The organism is Kitasatospora sp. NPDC051705 (genome assembly GCF_044453265.1).
In the GTDB taxonomy this organism is placed as follows: domain Bacteria; phylum Actinomycetota; class Actinomycetes; order Streptomycetales; family Streptomycetaceae; genus Kitasatospora.
In genome coordinates this window covers 325334-341635 of the sequence record NZ_JBITCO010000003.1, presented here as the reverse complement: position 1 = coordinate 341635, position 16302 = coordinate 325334, and the positions used below count along the sequence as shown (strand labels likewise).

Below are 16302 nucleotides of genomic sequence, written 5' to 3'. Positions count from 1 at the left end.
CGTGCGCCGGCGGCGCGGTTGGGCCTAGGCTTCTGGTCCGTTCGGGAGTTTCGGCCGGTCAGCCCGACCGCACGAACCGCCGACCACGACACGTCAACGAGGGGAACGTTAGTGAATCTGCGCGCTCTCACCAGGGGAGACGCCGCCGTCGCAGGCGCGGCCGTCCTGCTCTTCATCGCCTCCTTCCTGCCCTACTGGACCGTGGACTGCAGCGGCCGGTACTGCGGCGACACGTCGCAGAACGCGTGGAGCACCCAGCTGTTCCCCATCCTGCCCTCGATCTACCTGCTCGGCATCGCCGCCGCGGTGCTGATCCTGCTGCAGCGGTTCCAGGGCCCGGCCGCGGCCGGCCGCCAGGTGCTCGGCCTCCGGCTGGACCAGTGGGGCATCGCGTTCGCCGTCACCGCGCTGTGGACGGCGCTGTGGTCGCTGGGTGGCGGTCCGTCGGGTTCCGGCTTCGGTCACGGCTTCGGCGCCTGGCTCGGCCTGATCTCGCTGATCGTGCTGGCGGGTGCGGCCGCGGCCGCGCCGCTGGTGCCGGCGCTGAAGGCCCCGCTGGTCACCGACCGCCCGGCCGCCGTGCCGTACCAGGGCTACCCGGCCCCGGGCCAGCCCGGCCAGTACGGCTACCCGGGCCCGGGCCAGGACCCGAACCAGGCCCCGGCGTACGGCGCCCAGCCCGGCGGCTACGGCTACCCGGCCGGTGCGGCCGCCGGCCAGCCGCAGGACGCGGCCGCCCCGGCCCCGCAGCCCGTCCCGGCCGCGCAGGCGCAGCCGGCCCCGGCCGCCCCGGCGGCCGACTTCGCGCCGTTCTGGTTCGCCGTGCCGGCCCCGCGCCCGCTGGCCCCGAAGGACAACCCGGTCGGTGCCCCGATCGGTGAGCTGGTGCCCGGCACCTGGTACCTGGCGGTCGAGCAGCGCGGCTCCGCGCTGGTCGCCCAGCTGGCCGACGGCAGCCTCGGCCTGCTGGCCGACACCGCGGGCATCCAGCGCGGCTGACGCCCCGGCGGTACGGCGAAGGGGCGGGACCGGATCTCTCCGGTCCCGCCCCTTCGCGCTGTCACGTCCCTTCGCCGTCCCGCCCCTTCGGGCCGGCCCGGCGCGGGCGGGTCAGCAGCAGTCCCGGACCACCAGCCCGGCGGGCAGCTGCTCGCCGCCGAAGACCGCGACGGTCGCCGGGTCACCGCCGAGCGCGGCGACCGCGAGCAGCAGTGCGCCGGCCGTCCAGGTGGTGCGCTCCTCCGGCCAGATGGCGTCGTCCTCGAAGACGTACCCCGTCCAGTACGAGCCGTCCTCGTGCCGCAGGTGCTCCTGGATCCAGCGCAGGATGTCCACCGCGCGGTCGGACTGGCCGATCGCCCAGAGCGCCAGGGCCAGTTCGGCGCTCTCCCCGCCGGTCACCCAGGGGCGGTCGCTGACGCAGCGCACGCCGAGGCCGGGGACGACGAAGCGGTCCCACTCCCGGTCGATGCGCTCGACCGCCGCGTCGCCGCGCAGGCCCGTGCCGAGGACCGGGTAGTACCAGTCCATCGAGTAGCGGTCCTTGTCGAGGAAGCGCTCGGGGTGGTGCGCCACGGCGTGCCCCAGCCGGCCGGCCGCGAGCTCCCAGTCCGGCTGCGGCTCCTCCAGGTACTCGGCGATGGCCAGGCCGCAGCGCAGCGCGTGCAGGATGCTGGACGAACCGGTGAGCAGCGCCTCGTCGGTGGCGGTGCCGTCCTCGTCGAGGCGCCAGGCGATCGGGCCGCCGGGCAGCCGCAGGCCGACGATGAAGTCCAGGGCGCGCCGGACGACCGGCCAGATCCACTCCAGGAAGGCGTCGTCGCCGGTGCTGAGGTGGTGGTGCCAGACGCCGACGGCCACGTAGGCGCAGAAGTTGGTCTCCTTGGCGTGGTCGGTGACCACGCCGTCGGTGTAGGCGGCGTACCAGGAGCCGTCCGGGTTCTGGCTGGCGGCGAGCCAGCGGTAGGCGGCCTCGGCGGCGGCGTGCTCGCCGGCGGTGTCGAGGGCCATGGCGGCCTCGGTGTGGTCCCAGGGGTCCAGGTGGTGGCCGGCGAACCAGGGTATGGCACCGTCGGGGCGCTGTTCGGCGAGGATGCTGCGGACGGTGCCGGCCGCCTGCTCGGCGTCGAGCACCCCCTCGAGCAGCAGCACCTCGGGGACGGCCGCGGTCATGCGCCCGCCCTCCGCGGCTTCGAGGCGTACGCGACGAAGCTCTTGCCGATGACCGGGTTGAGGGCCCGCTCGGCGGCCTTGGTGAGGGTGCTGATCACCGGGGTGCCGACGATGTCCCAGACCAGCAGCTGGTGGTAGGCCTTGACCGGCAGCGCCTTGTCGTTGTCCACGCCGACGGCGCACTTGATCCACCAGTACGGCGAGTGCAGCGCGTGCGCGTGGTGGGTGCCGTACGGCTCCAGGCCGGCGTCCTTGAGCTTGCCGAGCAGTTCGTCGCCGCGGTAGATCCGGATGTGGCCGCCCTCGACCTCGTGGTACTCGTCGGACAGCGCCCAGCAGATCTTCTCGGGCAGCCAGCGCGGCACGGTGACGGCGAGCAGGCCGCCGGGCTTGAGGACCCGGAACATCTCGTTGAGCACGCCCTTGTCATCGGGTATGTGCTCCATCACCTCGGAGATGATGATCTTGTCGAAGTACTCGTCCTCGAACGGCAGCGCCAGCGCGTTGCCCTCCATCGCGACCGCCGACGCACCCTCGGGCGCCTCGCCGGCCTGCTCCATCGCGGCGAACCACTTCTTGACCTCGGCGATCTCCTCGGTGTTCTGGTCGAGGGCGATCACGTTGGCGCCGCGGCGGTAGCACTCGAACGCGTGCCGGCCCCCGCCGCAGCCCAGGTCGAGCACCCGGTCGCCGGGGGCGAGCGGGAAGCGCGAGAAATCGACGGTCAGCACTGCAGGGCTCCCATTCCTTTTGCTACCAAGCGGACTTGACGCCGCGTCAGAACGATTCGCGCCGGGCCGGCGGCCGGGTGGGTCGGGGCCGCCGGAGCGCGCCCGGGCCGGCCGGGGCGGGTGGCTCAGGGCACGTAGCGCCAGCCCGGCCCCGAACGGGCCCGGGCCCCGGCCCCGGTGGCGATGGCCGCGCGGTAGGCCTCGGCGGTCAGCTCGGCGGCCCGCTCCCAGGTGAACCGGGCCAGCACCCGCTCGCGGCCGGCGCCGCCGAGCCGCCCGCGCAGCTCCGGGTCGTCCAGCAGCCGTCCGAGCGCCGCCGCCAGCCCGTCCGCCTCGCCCGGCGGCACGGCCAGGCAGGTGCGCCCGTCCGGGCCGGCCACCTCGGGGATCGCGCCGCCGGTGGTGGCCACCAGCGGGGTCCCGGTGGCCATCGCCTCGGCGGCGGGCAGCGAGAAGCCCTCGTACAGCGACGGCACGCAGGCCACCTCGGCCGAGCGGTAGAGGTCCACCAGCTCCCGGTCGGTGAGGCCGCTGCGGAACTCGATGTGCTCGGCCAGTCCGAAGCGGCGCACCGCCTCGGCCACCGGGCCGTCGTCCTTCTGCGGCTTGCCGACCACCACCAGGTGCGCGGGGCGCTCGGTGCGCACCTTGGCGAGCGCCTCGACCAGGAACACCAGCCCCTTCAGCGGGACGTCGGCGCTGGAGGTGGTGACGATCCGGCCCGGCACCCGCTCGACCGCGTCCGAGGGCGACCACAGCCGGGTGTCGGCGCCGATCGGCACCACCGAGATCGCACCGGGCGCAACGCCCAGGTGCTCGGCGATCTCGCGCTGCGAGCTGCCGGAGACGGTGATCACGTGGTCCAGGCGGGCGGCGACCCGGCGCTGCATCCGGGTGAAGGCGTACCAGCGGCGCAGCGACAGCCTGCGCAGCCGGGTGTCGGCCGCGTCCAGCTCCAACTGCCGGTCCACGGTGATCGGGTGGTGGATCGTGGTGACCAGCGGGAAGCCGTGCCGGGCCAGGCCGAGCAGGCCGTAGCCGAGGGTCTGGTTGTCGTGCACCACGTCGTAGCGGCCCTTGTGCCGGGCCAGGTACTGCCGGGCGCGCAGCGAGAAGGTCAGCGGCTCGGGGAAGCCGCCGGTGCGCATGGTGGCGAACTCCAGGACGTCCACCGGGCCGCGGAACTCCCCGCGGGCCGGCGTGCGGAACGGGTCGTCGGCGCGGTAGAGGTCCAGGCTGGGGAGTTCGACCAGGCGCACCGAACCGGGGCCCTCGACCTCGTCCAGCACCGGGAAGGGCTGGGCCCCGATCACGTCCACGTGGTGGCCGAGCCTGGCCAGCTCGCGCGACAGGTGCCGGACGTACACGCCCTGACCGCCACAGAAGGGGTCCCCGCGGTACGACAGCAGGGCAATCCGCAGCGGCTGCGCGGTCATCCTCGGGCCCTCATCTCTAGCTGCTATCTGTGCTGCTGGTCGCTAAAGTAGATCAGGTTTCAGTGGGTGTGGAACTCGTCATCGACCATGTGAACAATGAGAGACCTCGAAGATACCGGCCCGTAGCTTTCCCTCAGGAGCCAGGGCTGGTGATTCCCGCCACGCCGGACCATGCCGACCTTGTGGAGCACACCGCCACCCACGCGCCCCGGGAGCACTCCTTGCCGCCTCCGACCACCTCCACGAGCCCCGCCGCACCGCCGCCCGCACCGCCCGGTGAGCCGTCGCTGACCGCGCGCCAGGCCGAGCGCCGCCGGCGGATCCTGCGGGCCGCCACCGCCCTGGCCGCCCGGGGCGGGTACGAGGCCGTACAGATGCGGGAGGTCGCGGAGAGCGCCCAGGTCGCCCTCGGCACGCTCTACCGGTACTTCCCGTCCAAGGTCCACCTGCTGGTCGCCGTCATGCTGGAGCAGCTGCAGGGCCTCCAGGAACACATCCGGCGGCACCCGCCGACCGACCTCGAACCGGCCCCCCGGGTCGCCGACACGCTCACCCGGGCCTTCCACGCCCTGCAGCGCGAGCCCCTGCTCGCCGAGGCGATGGTCCGGGCGCTGTCCTTCGCGGACCGCTCCGTCGGGGCCGAGGTGGACCAGGTCAGCTCCGCCACCGGACAGCTCATCCTGGACGCCATCGGCCAGTCCGGGCCACCCAGCGACAGCCAGCGCGCGGCCGTCCGGGTGATCGAGCACACCTGGCACTCGGCCCTGGTCGCCTGGCTCTCCGGCCGCGCCTCGATCGCCGAGGTCCGCGCCGACCTGCAGACCGCGGCCCGGCTGCTCACCCTGCCCTGAACCGGGCCCCGACTGGAACCTGTTCCTCCCCGGGCGGCACCCCGGCGGGCTGCCCCGGACGGGCCCTGAGCCCGGCGGCGGACCCCAGGGCTTAGAGTCGACGGGCAGCACAACTCCATCCCGCCCCTCCCGCGGGGGAAGCCGGTGCGAATCCGGCGCTGACCCCGCAACCGTGAGTCCGGAGCCGCCGCGGCCCCGGCGAGTCGGACCGCCCGCGGAGGGGCGAGCGGCCAGTCCGGGCCCGCCACCGCGCACCGCCCGGCACCGTCGAGGACTACGGAACGGCCCCCGGGGCCACCACCGCTCACCGAAAGGCACCACTCCACCATGCTCACCGCCGCCCGCCTGGGCGCCGCCGCCCTGTCCGCCGCGCTGCTCACCGGCGCCGCCGCCGCACCGGCCCTCGCCGACAGCCCCGCGCCGACCACCGCGGTCGTCCCCGACGGCCTGTACGGCAAGGGCGACCCGACGTACGACGGCGTCTGGCGGCAGTCGCTCGCGCTCACCGCCCTCGCGGCGGCCAAGGTCACCCCGGCGGCGTCCGCGGTCGGCTGGCTCACCGGGCAGCAGTGCGAGGACGGCGGCTGGCCCTCCTACCGGGCCGCCGGCGCGGCCTGCGACGCCAAGACCGAGGACAGCAACGCCACCGCCGTCGCCGTCCAGGCCCTGGTCGCGCTCGGCGGGCACCAGGACGCCGTCGACAAGGGCGTCCAGTGGCTCAAGGCCAACCAGAACGCGGACGGCAGCTGGGCCTACAACCCGGGCAGCCCCGGCGACGCCAACTCCACCGGCCTCGCCGTCAACGCCCTGTTCGCCGCCAAGGCCGACCCGGCGGCCGTCGCCAAGGCCGGCCGGAACGCCTTCGACGGGCTCGCCCTCTACCAGCTCGGCTGCGCCGCGCCCGCCGACCAGCGCGGCGCCTTCGCCTACCAGCCCGACCCGGCCACCGGCGCCCTCGCGCCCAACGCCCTCGCCAGCGGCCAGGCCTCGCTCGCCGCCGCCGGCGGCCACCTCCCGGTCGCCACCACCGCCCGCGCCGACGCCGCGCCCAAGGCCCTCGGCTGCCCCGACGGCGCCCCCGCCGCGCCCGTCGCCCACGCCGACTCGGGCGAGGCCGCCGCCGCTTACCTGAGCGCCCAGCTCACCGCCGGCGGCGACCACCTCTCGCTCACCACCCCCGGCGCCCCGGCCACCCCCGACTACACCGCCACCGCCTGGGCCGCCCTCGGCCTGATCCAGAGCGGCCACCCGCAGCAGGCCACCGGCGCCGTCGACTGGCTCGGCAAGGAGGGCGCCACCTGGACGAAGGGCGGCACCGACGCCGGCGCCACCGCCACGCTCCTGCTGGTCACCCAGGCCGCCCAGCGCGACACCGCCGCGCTGACCGCCCAGCTCACCGCCCTCGGCCCGGCCCCCGCGGCCACCGCGAGCCCGGCGGCCGCCGCCACCCAGCCGGCGAAGAAGAGCGACGGCTTCGGCCAGTACTGGCTGATCATCGTCGGCCTGCTGATCGGCGTCGGCGGCGGCCTGGTGCTCAGCCTCCAGCGCAAGCGCGGCGCCAGGCCGTGACCCCCCGCACCACCGGCCCCGCCCGGGGCGGCCCGGCGGGCTCCCCGCGGACGGGCCCCGGGGCCCGTCCGGGCCGGCGGCCCCGCACCGCCCTGCCGCTCGCCCCGCTGCTGCTCGCCCCGCTGCTGGGCGCGCTGCTGCTGGTCGCCACCGCCTCGCCCGCCGAGGCCGCCGGGTACCGGTACTGGTCGTTCTGGCGCGCCACCGACACCGGCTGGGCCTACCAGCAGCAGGGGCCGGCGGTGTCGGTCCCCCCGGACGGAGCGGTGGACGGCTGGCGCTTCGCCGTCAGCCCGGACGGCGGCCGCGACGCCGCCCGGCCGCGTGCGGCCACGGGCTTCGCCGCCGTCTGCGCGGACACCCCCGCCCAGGAGGGCCGCAAGCGGGTCGCCGTGGTGCTGGACTTCGGCACCGCCGCCGACGCCGGCTCCACCGAGGCGCCGCCCGAGCAGCGCACGGCGTGTGCCGCCGTCGCCCCGAACGCCACCTCGGCCGAGGTGCTGGCCGCCGTCGCCCCGCCGCTGCGGTACGACACCAACGGCCTGCTCTGCGCCATCGCCGGCTACCCCAGGGCCGGGTGCGGCGAGCAGCTCGGCGGCGCGGCCGCGGCGGGCGGCCCCGCCGACGGCGGGGGCCACGGCGGACCGGACCTCGGCCTGATCGCCGGCGGAGCGCTGGTCGCCGTCCTGGCCGGCGGCGCCGTCTGGCAGACCCGCCGCCGCCGCTCCTCCTGATCCCCCGAACAAGCCCTACCCGCCCGACCCGATCCCGATCCCGATCCCGACCTGGACTGATCCGTGCGCCCAGCCCGCAGCACCCGACCCCCCACCGGCCCCCGTCAACTGCACCCCGGGGCCTGGTGGCTGTGGGCGCTCGGGCTGGGCGCCGCGGCGACCCGCACCACCAACCCGGCGATCCTGCTGCTGCTCGCCGCCGTCGCCGGGTACGTGGTGGCGGCCCGGCGCGGCGACGCGCCCTGGTCCCGTTCGTACGGCGCGTTCCTGCGCCTGGGCCTGCTGGTGCTGGGCATCCGCCTGGTGTTCGCGATCCTCCTCGGCTCGCCCGTCCCCGGGACGCACGTCCTGTTCACCCTGCCCGAGGTACCGCTCCCGGCCTGGGCGCAGGGGGTGCGGATCGGCGGCCGGGTGACCGTCGAGGGGCTGCTCGCGGCGCTGTACGACGGCCTGCGGCTGGCCACCCTGCTGGTCTGCGTCGGCGCCGCCAACGCCCTGGCCAGCCCGGCGCGCCTGCTGCGCACCCTGCCCGGGGCGCTGTACGAGGCGGGTGTCGCGGTCGTGGTGGCGATGACCTTCGCGCCCAACCTGGTCGCGGACGTGCGCCGGCTGCGCGCCGCCCGCCGGCTGCGCGGCCGCAGCGACAAGGGCGTCGCCGCCGTGCTCAGGGTCGGACTGCCCGTCCTGGAGGGCGCGCTGGAGCGCTCGGTGGCGCTGGCCGCCGCGATGGACACCCGCGGCTTCGGCCGCACCGCCGACGTCCCGCGCCGCCTCGCCCGGGCGACGGCCGCACTCACCCTGGCCGGCCTGCTCGGGGTCTGCCTGGCCGCGTACGGGCTGCTCACCGCCGGGGGCGCCGACTGGGCGCTGCCGGTCCTGCTGCTCGGTCTGGCCGCCGCCTTCACCGGGCTGCTGCTGGGAGGCCGACGGTCCGTCAGGACCCGCTACCGGCCCGACCCTTGGGCGCTGCCCGAATGGCTGACCGCAGGCTCCGGCGCCGCCGTCGCCGCGCTCACCGTCCACCTCTCCTCCGTCGATCCCGCCGCCTTCGCCCCCACCGTCGTCCCGCCGACCGTCCCCGCGCTGCCGCTGGCCGCCGTCCTGGCCGTACTCCTGGGCCTGGTACCGGCGTTCGCCACCCCGACCCCGCCCCGGAGGGCCTCGTGATCACCTTCGAGCAGGTCTCCGTCCAGTACGCGGACGCCGCCGAGCCGGCCCTGAGCGGCGTCGACCTGACCGTGCCCGAGGGCGAACTGTGCCTGCTGGTCGGCCCGTCGGGCTCCGGCAAGTCCACCCTGCTGGGGGCGGTCAGCGGCCTCGTCCCGCACTTCACCGGCGGCGTCCTGCACGGCCGGGTCACCGTCGGCGGCCGGGACACCCGCGAACACCGGCCCCGCGACCTCGCCGACCTGGTCGGCACCGTCGGACAGGACCCGCTGGCGCACTTCGTCACCGACACCGTCGAGGACGAACTCGCCTACGGCATGGAGTCGCTGGGCCTGCCCGCCGACGTGATGCGGCGCCGGGTCGAGGAGACCCTCGACCTGCTCGGCCTCGCCGACCTGCGCGACCGCGCCCTCGCCTCGCTCTCCGGCGGCCAGCAGCAGCGCGTCGCGATCGGCTCGGTGCTCACCGTGCACCCCCGCGTCCTGGTCCTCGACGAACCCACCTCGGCGCTCGACCCGGGTGCGGCCGAGGAGGTGCTCGCCGTCCTGCAACGGCTGGTGCACGACCTGGGCACCACCGTGCTGATGGCCGAACACCGGCTGGAACGGGTCGTCCAGTACGCCGACCAGGTGCTGCTGCTGACCCCGGGCTCCCCGCCCGTCCTCGGCGGACCGGCGGAGGTGATGGCGCACTCGCCGGTGCACCCGCCGGTGGTCGGCCTCGGCCGGCTCGCGGGCTGGCGGCCGCTGCCGCTGTCCGTCCGCGACGCCCGCCGCAAGGCCGGCCCGCTGCGCGAACGCCTCGACGGCCGCCACCCGGCCACCGCCGGCACCCCGACCGGCACCCCGGTCGCCACCGTCGAGCGCCTCGCCGTGCGACGCGGCCCCGTCCAGGCCCTGCGCGGGGTCGACCTCACGCTGCGCCCCGCCGAGATCACCGCCCTGATGGGCCGCAACGGCGCCGGCAAGTCCACCCTGCTGGGCGGCCTGGTCGGCCTGCACGCGCCCGCCTCCGGCAGCGTCCGGGTCGGCGGCCGCACCCCGCACCGCACCCGGCCCGCCGAGCTGGTCCGCGAGGTCGGCCTCGTCCCCCAGGACCCGCGCGACCTGCTGTACGGCGAGAGCGTCGCCGCCGAGTGCGCCGCGGCCGACGGCGACGCGGGTGCCGACCCCGGCACCTGCCGCGCCCTGGTCGAGCGCCTGCTCCCGGGGATCCCCGACACCGCCCACCCGCGCGACCTCTCCGAGGGCCAGCGGCTCACCCTGGCCCTGGCCGTGGTGCTCACCGCCCGGCCCCCGCTGCTGCTCCTCGACGAGCCGACCCGCGGCCTCGACTACGCCGCCAAGGCCCGGCTGGTGGAGATCCTGCGCGACCTCGCCGCCGACGGCCACGCCGTCCTGCTGGCCACCCACGACGTCGAGCTCGCCGCCGAACTCGCCCACCGCACGGTGATCCTGGCCGAGGGCGAGGTCGTCGCGGACGGGCCGACCGCGGAGGTCGTGGTCTCCTCCCCCGCCTTCGCCCCGCAGGTCGCCAAGGTGCTGGCGCCCGGCCCGTGGCTCACCGTGCGGCAGGTCGCGGAGGCGCTGAGCTCATGAGCCGCCCCGACCCGGGCCCGCCCCGCCCGAACCGCCCGGAAGCCCACCGCCCGGAGCCCCGACCCCCGGCACCCGTGCGCCCGGAGCCCGGGCAGCCCGAGGCGGCCCGCCCCCGCACGCTCGCCCGGCCCGTCCCGCTCGGCCGCCGCTCCGTCACGACCCTGCTGCTGGTCTCCGCGGTCGGCGTCGCCGGCTTCGGCTGGCCGCTGCTCGCCGCCACCGACTCCGCCCTGGTCGGGCACTCCGCCGACGCCCCCTGGCTGTTCGCACTGCTGCTGCCGCTGCTGCTCGCCGTCGTGGTCGCCCAGATCTCCGAGGGCCGCACGGCCGGCGGCGGGGCCCCCGGACTGGACGCCAAGTCCGTGGCCCTGCTGGGCGTGCTGGCCGCGACCGGCGCGGCCCTGCGCCCGCTCGGCGCGGGCACGGCGGGCCTGGAGCCGATGTTCTTCCTGATGGTGCTCTCCGGCCGGGTGCTCGGGCCGGGCTTCGGCTTCGTCCTCGGCGCGCTGTCGATGTTCGCGTCCGCGCTGCTGACCGGCGGCGTCGGGCCGTGGCTGCCGTTCCAGATGCTCGCCATGGGCTGGGTCTGTCTCGGTGCGGGCCTGCTGCCCGGCCCGGCCACCCTGCGCGGCCGGCGCGAACTCTGGCTGCTCGCGGTCTACGGCGCCCTCGCCGCCGTCCTGTACGGCACCGTCATGAACCTCCAGGGCTGGCCCTACATCGCGGGGCTGTCCGGCTCCATCTCGTTCGTCCCCGGCGACCCGGTCTCCGCCAACCTGGTCCGCTTCGCGGCCTACTGCCTCACCACCTCCCTCGGGTGGGACCTCCCCAGGGCGGCCCTCACCGTCGTGCTGTGCCTCACCCTCGGCACGCCCGTGCTGCGCGCCCTGCGCCGCGCCACCCGCCGCGCCGCCTTCGACGCCCCGGTGTCCTTCCGCCCGCCGGGCGGGTGAGGCCGCACCCGGGGCGGGCCCGCCGGCCACCGGCCCGTACGCGCGCCGCCGGCGCCGTCAGGTGTCGCGCAGCAGCCGGTACGCCGTCGGGGGGTGCAGCCGGAGCAGGGCCAGCAGCGTGCGGGCGGCGCCGATCGGGATGGTCGGGCGGCCCCGGCGGATGCCCTCCAGCAGGGCGGCGGCCGCGGTGGCGGCCGGGATCTTGCGGACGGCGCCGTCCCGGCCGGCCGTCATGGGCGTGTCGACCAGCGGCAGGACCGCCTCCTGGACCCGGATCCACGGGGTGGACTCCTCGGCCTGGTAGCGCAGCGACCGCAGCAGGGTGTGCACGGCGGCCTTGGTGGCGCAGTAGACGGGGGCGGAGCGCTTGGGGGCGTAGGCCAGTCCGGAGGTGACGGCGACGAAGGCCGCGGGCTCGGCGCCACCGCCGGCGGCCAGGTGGGGCCAGGCCGCGACGGCCAGTTCCACCACCGAGCGGAGGTTGACCTCGATCTCCTCGGCGGTCCGGTCGAGGACGGCGGCGCTCGGGCCGCCGGTGAGGTCGACGAGGTGCTGCACGCCCGCGTTGGCGACGACCACGTCGAGCCCGCCGAGCGCGGCCGCCGCCCGGTCCACCACCCGGGCGGCCTCGCCGCGGCGCCCGAGGTCGGCGGCGAGGGCCGTCACCCCCTCCGCCGGCGGCGCGCCGCCCTCGACGACACGGCGGCCGCAGACCGCCACCCGCGCACCCGCCGCCGTCAGTTCCGCCGCCAGGGCCAGTCCGACCCCGCTGGTGCCGCCGGTGACCAGGACGCGTCTTCCGTTCACGTTCATGCCCCCACGATGGCCTCCCCGGCCGGTCCGCACTTGTACCATCGCGCCATGCCGCACGCCTGGCCGCTCCGCCCGGCGGGGCCCGACCGGTGACCCGCACCGTCAGCCCCGAGCTGGCCGCCGCCGCCCTGCACGGGGTGCTCCGGCACGGCCGGGGCCCGCTCGCGCCCTCCGCCGGCACCGTCCGGGCGCTGCTCGCCGAGGGCGCACCGGTGCCCGAGGGCCTGCACCGCGAGCTGCTCGGCGCCCTGTACTCCTGCGGGCCGGCCGCCGTGCTCGACGCCGCGCGCCGGCTGTTCGAGCGCCCCCGGGACGCCCGGCTGCGGGCGCTGCTCTGCGCCGCCGACGTCGCCGACCTGCTCGCCCGGGCGAGCCTGGCCGAACCGTGGCTGCACGCCGGCCACCGGACGAGCACCCTGCTGCGACCCGGCCGCCTGACCGTCGAGCACCTGCCCTACCTCGGGCGTCGCCCGGCCGTGGCCGAGACGGTCTTCGTCTGCGCCCTGCACGCCGCCGGGGTGGGGGCGGTGGTCGACGGCCCGGTGCGCGTCACCCTGCTCGGGGCGGCCTCGACGGCCCTTCCGGCGGACGCCCCCTGGCGGCCCGGCGGGGCCCCGGAGATCCACGGGTGGCGACTGGAGTGGTCGGACCGGCCCGCCCCCACCGCCGCGCCCACCCCCGGGCCGCGGGCCGGACGGGCCCTGGTGGACGCGGCCCGCGCCCGGTTCGCCCGGGAGCCGGCCGCGGCCTGGCGCGTCGCCGCGCTGGCCGGCGAGCTCGCGGTGGCGCCGCGCTCGCTGCAGCGGGCCTTCGCCCGGGCGGGCACCAGCTTCCAGGCGGAGCTCGCGGCCGTGCGCCTGGACGTGGCGGGCCATCTGATCCGCCGCACCCGGCTCCCGCTGGCCGAGATCGCGGCCGCCGCCGGGTTCACCGACCACCCGCACCTGACCCGCCGGTTCCGCGCGCACCACGGATGCACCCCGACGGAGTTCCGCCACCGCGGTCCCGCCGCCGAACGTCGCGCGCCGCAGTCGGGTTGACGCCCCGCCGGGCGTCCCGAAACCCGATCGCCCCCGCCCTCGGCGGACGGGGGGCACACGAAGGGCGCCCACCGCGGAAGCCCTCCGCTCCCGCCGACCTGCACGACACACCCCCGCACGACGTGTAACCAGGCGTTCACCATGGGTAAGTTTGACAGACAGTCACATTTTCTCGGCCGCCCCACACGGCCGCAGTTCATCGATCGGTGTCGCCATGCGTCGAACCTCCTCCTGGACGCGAACCCTCCGCCTCGGCCTCGGTGGCTGTCTCCTCACGGTGACCACCGCCTCCGGAACCACCACCGCGGTCGCCGCACCCGCCCCCGCCCCCACCACACCCCCCACCACCCCCAGGACCGCCACCGCGGCCTCCCCGGAACAACGGGTCGAGGCCCTGCTCGCCCAACTGACCACCGACGAGAAGGCCCGGCTGCTGCTGGGCGTCACCGCGCCGGACGACGCCCACTCGGTGGGCTACGTCGAGGGCGTGCCCCGGCTCGGGATCCCCCCGCTGCTGCTCTCCGACGGCCCGGCCGGCGTCCGGGACGGCCTGCCGGCGACCGCGCTGCCCGCGCCGGTCGCCCTGGCCGCCGCCTTCGACCCCGCCCTGGCCACCACCTACGGCACCGTCCTGGGCCGCGAGGCACGGGCCCGCGGCTACCAGGTGCTCTACGCCCCGATGGTGAACATCGTGCGCGTCCCGCAGGGCGGCCGGAACTTCGAGACGCTCGGCGAGGACCCGTTCCTGGCCTCCCGGGTCGCGGCCGCCGAGGTACGCGGCATCCAGTCCCAGGGCGTCGCGGCGCAGGTCAAGCACTACGCGGCGAACAACCAGGAGGACAACCGGCAGTCGTACAGCTCCGAGGTCGACGAGCGGACGCTGACCGAGATCGAGCTGCCGGCCTTCCGGGCGGCCGTCCGGGACGGCCGTGCCTGGTCGGCGATGTGCGGCTACAACCCGGTCGAGGGCGTCTGGGCCTGCGAGAACTTCCCGCTGCTGCGCGACGTGCTGAAGGGCCGCTGGGGCTTCGACGGGGTCGTCGGCTCCGACTACCCCGCCACCCACTCCTCGGTGAACGCCGCTGCGGCCGGACTGGACCAGGAGTTCGGCGGCTCCACCTGGTTCACCGACCTGCCCGCCGCCGTGGCCGACGGCCGGCTCGCCCCGGCGGTCCTGGACGACCAGGTGCGCCGGGTGCTGCGGCTGATGGTCCGCACCGGGGCCCTGGACGGCGGCCAGGCACCCGCCGCCGATCCGGCCGCCGGGGCCCGCGACGCCCGGACGGCCGCCGCGGCCGGCACGGTCCTGCTGCGCAACCAGGGCGCGGCACTGCCCCTGGACGCCTCCCGGCTGCACTCGATCGCGGTCATCGGGCCGTGGGCCGACCGCAGCTACACCGGCGGCTACGGCTCCTCGCACGTCACCCCCTACGACGGCTACACGGTGACGCCCCGCCAGGGGATCACCGCCAGGGCCGGCGCCGGGGTCCAGGTGCGCTACCACAAGGGTGACGACGCCGGCGCCGCCGCCTCGGTGGCCGCCGGGGCGGACGTCGCGGTGGTCGTGGTCGGGGACGAGGAGACCGAGGGCGCCGACCGCGGTTCGCTGGACCTCGCGCCGGCGGACGACGCCCTGATCCGGGCCGTCGCCAAGGCCAACCCCCGGACGGTGGTGGTGCTCGACACCGGCGGCCCCGTCACCATGCCCTGGCTGGACTCCGTCCCCGCGGTCGTCGAGGCCTGGTACCCGGGCGAACAGAGCGGCACCGCGCTCGCCGACGTGCTGTTCGGCGACGTCGACCCCGGCGGCCGGCTGCCCGTCACCTTCCCCACCTCGGCCGCGGCCACGCCGATCCGCGACGCGTCGCAGTACCCCGGCACCGACGGCGCCTACCACTACACCGAGGGGCTCGACGTCGGCTACCGCTGGTACGACGCCTCCGGCACCCCGCCGCTGTTCCCCTTCGGGTACGGCCTGTCCTACACCTCCTTCGGCTACTCCGGGCTCACCGTGACGGGCCCGGACGCCGCCGGCCGGGTCCGGGTCGGCTTCGACGTCACCAACCGGGGCACCCGGACCGGCACCGAGGTCCCGCAGCTGTACGTCGCCTTCCCGTCCGCCGCCGGGGAGCCGCCGCAGCAGCTCAAGGGCTTCGACAAGGTCACCCTGGCGCCGGGCCGTTCGACCCACGTGGAGCTGCGGCTGGAGCGCCCGGACTTCTCGGTCTGGGACTCCGGGGTGCACGGCTGGCAGGTGCCCGGCGGCCGGTACGGCCTCACCGTCGGATCCTCCTCCCGGGCCCCGCGGCTGCAGGGTGCGGTCGAGGTGCCGGGCTCCCCGGCCGTCTCCACCTGGTCCGGCCGGATCACCGGCGCCGACGGGTCCTGCCTGGACGCCGAGGTCGCCGCGGCGGACCCGGACGAGGCGGTGCGGTCGGCCGGTTGCGCGGGCACCGCGGCCCAGGACGCCACCGTCGGCTCCGACGGCGGCATCGCGTTTCCGGGCGGCTGCCTCGCCCCGGCCGGCACCGCCGACGGCTCCGCGGTGCGCCTGCGGGACTGCACCGGCGGCGCCGGCCAGGAGTGGCGGCTCCGCCCGGACGCCTCCCTGTTCCAGCCCGCCTCCGGCCGCTGCCTGGCCGCCGCCGACGGCCGGCTGCTCCTGCGGGACTGCTCGGGAGCCGCCGACCAGCGCTGGAACACCCCCCGGCCGAGCGGCCCGGTGACCGGCATCGCCGGCCAGTGCATGGACGTCATCCGCGCCGCGACCGTCAACGGCACCACCGTCCAGCTCTACCACTGCAACTCCACCGGCGCCCAGGACTGGACCGTCCAGCAGGACGGCTCGCTGCACGCCTTCGGCAAGTGCCTGGACGTCACCAACGGCTGGACCGCGGCCGGGACACCGGTCCAGCTGTACGAGTGCAACGGCACCGGAGCCCAGCACTGGCAGCCGCGCCCGGACGGCACCCTCGTCAACCCGCTCTCCGGCCGCTGTCTGGACGCCCGCGACGGCAGCAGCGCCGACTGGACCCGGCTGCAGATCTGGGACTGCCACGGCGGGGCCAACCAGCGCTGGATCCTGCCCTCCTGAGCCGCCCCGCACCGCACCGCCCCGGACCCGGCCCCGGCCCCCGCGCCGGGCCCGGGGCGGTGCGGTGGTGACGATCCGTCGTACCCGTACGCGACCACGCGTCCCACCCGTACGCTGTCCCGCGGAACGAGCAGCAAGGACGTT

The 16302-nt window shown here is 76.7% G+C and carries 13 protein-coding genes and 1 riboswitch; of the genes, 9 read left to right on the top strand and 4 right to left on the bottom strand.

The annotated features are described in order from the left end of the window. Positions 1-111 precede the first annotated feature (111 nt). Entirely contained in the window at positions 112-999 is an 888-nt protein-coding gene (locus tag ACIA8Q_RS06460) for a hypothetical protein (protein WP_396316837.1), read from the top strand. 111 nt (positions 1000-1110) lie between these two features. Here the strand turns inward: ACIA8Q_RS06460 and ACIA8Q_RS06455 are convergent, their stop codons facing one another. The 3 genes from ACIA8Q_RS06455 to ACIA8Q_RS06445 form a co-directional block, all read right to left on the bottom strand. Next, positions 1111-2172: a prenyltransferase gene (locus ACIA8Q_RS06455; RefSeq protein WP_360214534.1), complete on the bottom strand. Its 1062-nt coding sequence runs from the start codon at positions 2170-2172 to the stop codon at positions 1111-1113. After that, on the bottom strand, positions 2169-2903 hold the full coding sequence (locus ACIA8Q_RS06450; RefSeq protein ID WP_360214532.1) for a class I SAM-dependent methyltransferase: 735 nt from the start codon (positions 2901-2903) through the stop codon (positions 2169-2171). The genes ACIA8Q_RS06455 and ACIA8Q_RS06450 overlap by 4 nt, the downstream gene beginning before the upstream one ends. A gap of 125 nt (positions 2904-3028) precedes the next feature. Further along, positions 3029-4339 carry a glycosyltransferase family 4 protein gene (locus ACIA8Q_RS06445; protein ID WP_360214530.1) on the bottom strand — a complete coding sequence of 437 codons (1311 nt, stop codon included), beginning with the start codon at positions 4337-4339 and terminating at the stop codon, positions 3029-3031. 221 nt (positions 4340-4560) lie between these two features. On the opposite strand from ACIA8Q_RS06445, the gene ACIA8Q_RS06440 reads away from it, so the two are divergent. From ACIA8Q_RS06440 to ACIA8Q_RS06415, 6 genes are all read left to right on the top strand, one after another. Further along, positions 4561-5190: a TetR family transcriptional regulator gene (locus ACIA8Q_RS06440; protein ID WP_360214528.1), complete on the top strand. Its 630-nt coding sequence runs from the start codon at positions 4561-4563 to the stop codon at positions 5188-5190. Between the two features lie 135 nt (positions 5191-5325). Beyond that, positions 5326-5400, top strand: a riboswitch (cobalamin riboswitch). A 117-nt stretch (positions 5401-5517) separates the two neighbouring features. Beyond that, positions 5518-6759, top strand: a complete 1242-nt coding sequence (locus ACIA8Q_RS06435) for a prenyltransferase/squalene oxidase repeat-containing protein (RefSeq protein ID WP_360214526.1) — start codon at positions 5518-5520, stop codon at positions 6757-6759. A 92-nt stretch (positions 6760-6851) separates the two neighbouring features. Continuing rightward, positions 6852-7493: an SCO2322 family protein gene (locus ACIA8Q_RS06430; protein WP_396316848.1), complete on the top strand. Its 642-nt coding sequence runs from the start codon at positions 6852-6854 to the stop codon at positions 7491-7493. Between the two features lie 63 nt (positions 7494-7556). Next, positions 7557-8660: a CbiQ family ECF transporter T component gene (locus ACIA8Q_RS06425; RefSeq protein WP_396316836.1), complete on the top strand. Its 1104-nt coding sequence runs from the start codon at positions 7557-7559 to the stop codon at positions 8658-8660. After that, complete coding sequence (locus tag ACIA8Q_RS06420; RefSeq protein ID WP_387898156.1) at positions 8657-10258, top strand: ABC transporter ATP-binding protein; 1602 nt, start codon at positions 8657-8659, stop codon at positions 10256-10258. Before ACIA8Q_RS06425 ends, ACIA8Q_RS06420 begins: the two co-directional genes overlap by 4 nt. A gap of 74 nt (positions 10259-10332) precedes the next feature. Further along, positions 10333-11211, top strand: a complete 879-nt coding sequence (locus tag ACIA8Q_RS06415) for an ECF transporter S component (protein ID WP_360214519.1) — start codon at positions 10333-10335, stop codon at positions 11209-11211. Positions 11212-11268: 57 nt separating this feature from the next. On the opposite strand, the gene ACIA8Q_RS06410 is transcribed toward ACIA8Q_RS06415, so the two are convergent. Continuing rightward, positions 11269-12024 (bottom strand): SDR family NAD(P)-dependent oxidoreductase, encoded by a 756-nt coding sequence (locus ACIA8Q_RS06410; protein ID WP_396316835.1) that lies wholly within the window; start codon positions 12022-12024, stop codon positions 11269-11271. An 89-nt stretch (positions 12025-12113) separates the two neighbouring features. Between ACIA8Q_RS06410 and ACIA8Q_RS06405 the strand changes: the two genes are divergently transcribed. Both ACIA8Q_RS06405 and ACIA8Q_RS06400 read left to right on the top strand, forming a co-directional pair. After that, positions 12114-13064 (top strand): helix-turn-helix transcriptional regulator, encoded by a 951-nt coding sequence (locus tag ACIA8Q_RS06405; RefSeq protein ID WP_360214516.1) that lies wholly within the window; start codon positions 12114-12116, stop codon positions 13062-13064. Between the two features lie 277 nt (positions 13065-13341). Next, complete coding sequence (locus ACIA8Q_RS06400) at positions 13342-16158, top strand: glycoside hydrolase family 3 C-terminal domain-containing protein (protein WP_360214514.1); 2817 nt, start codon at positions 13342-13344, stop codon at positions 16156-16158. Positions 16159-16302: the final 144 nt, after the last annotated feature.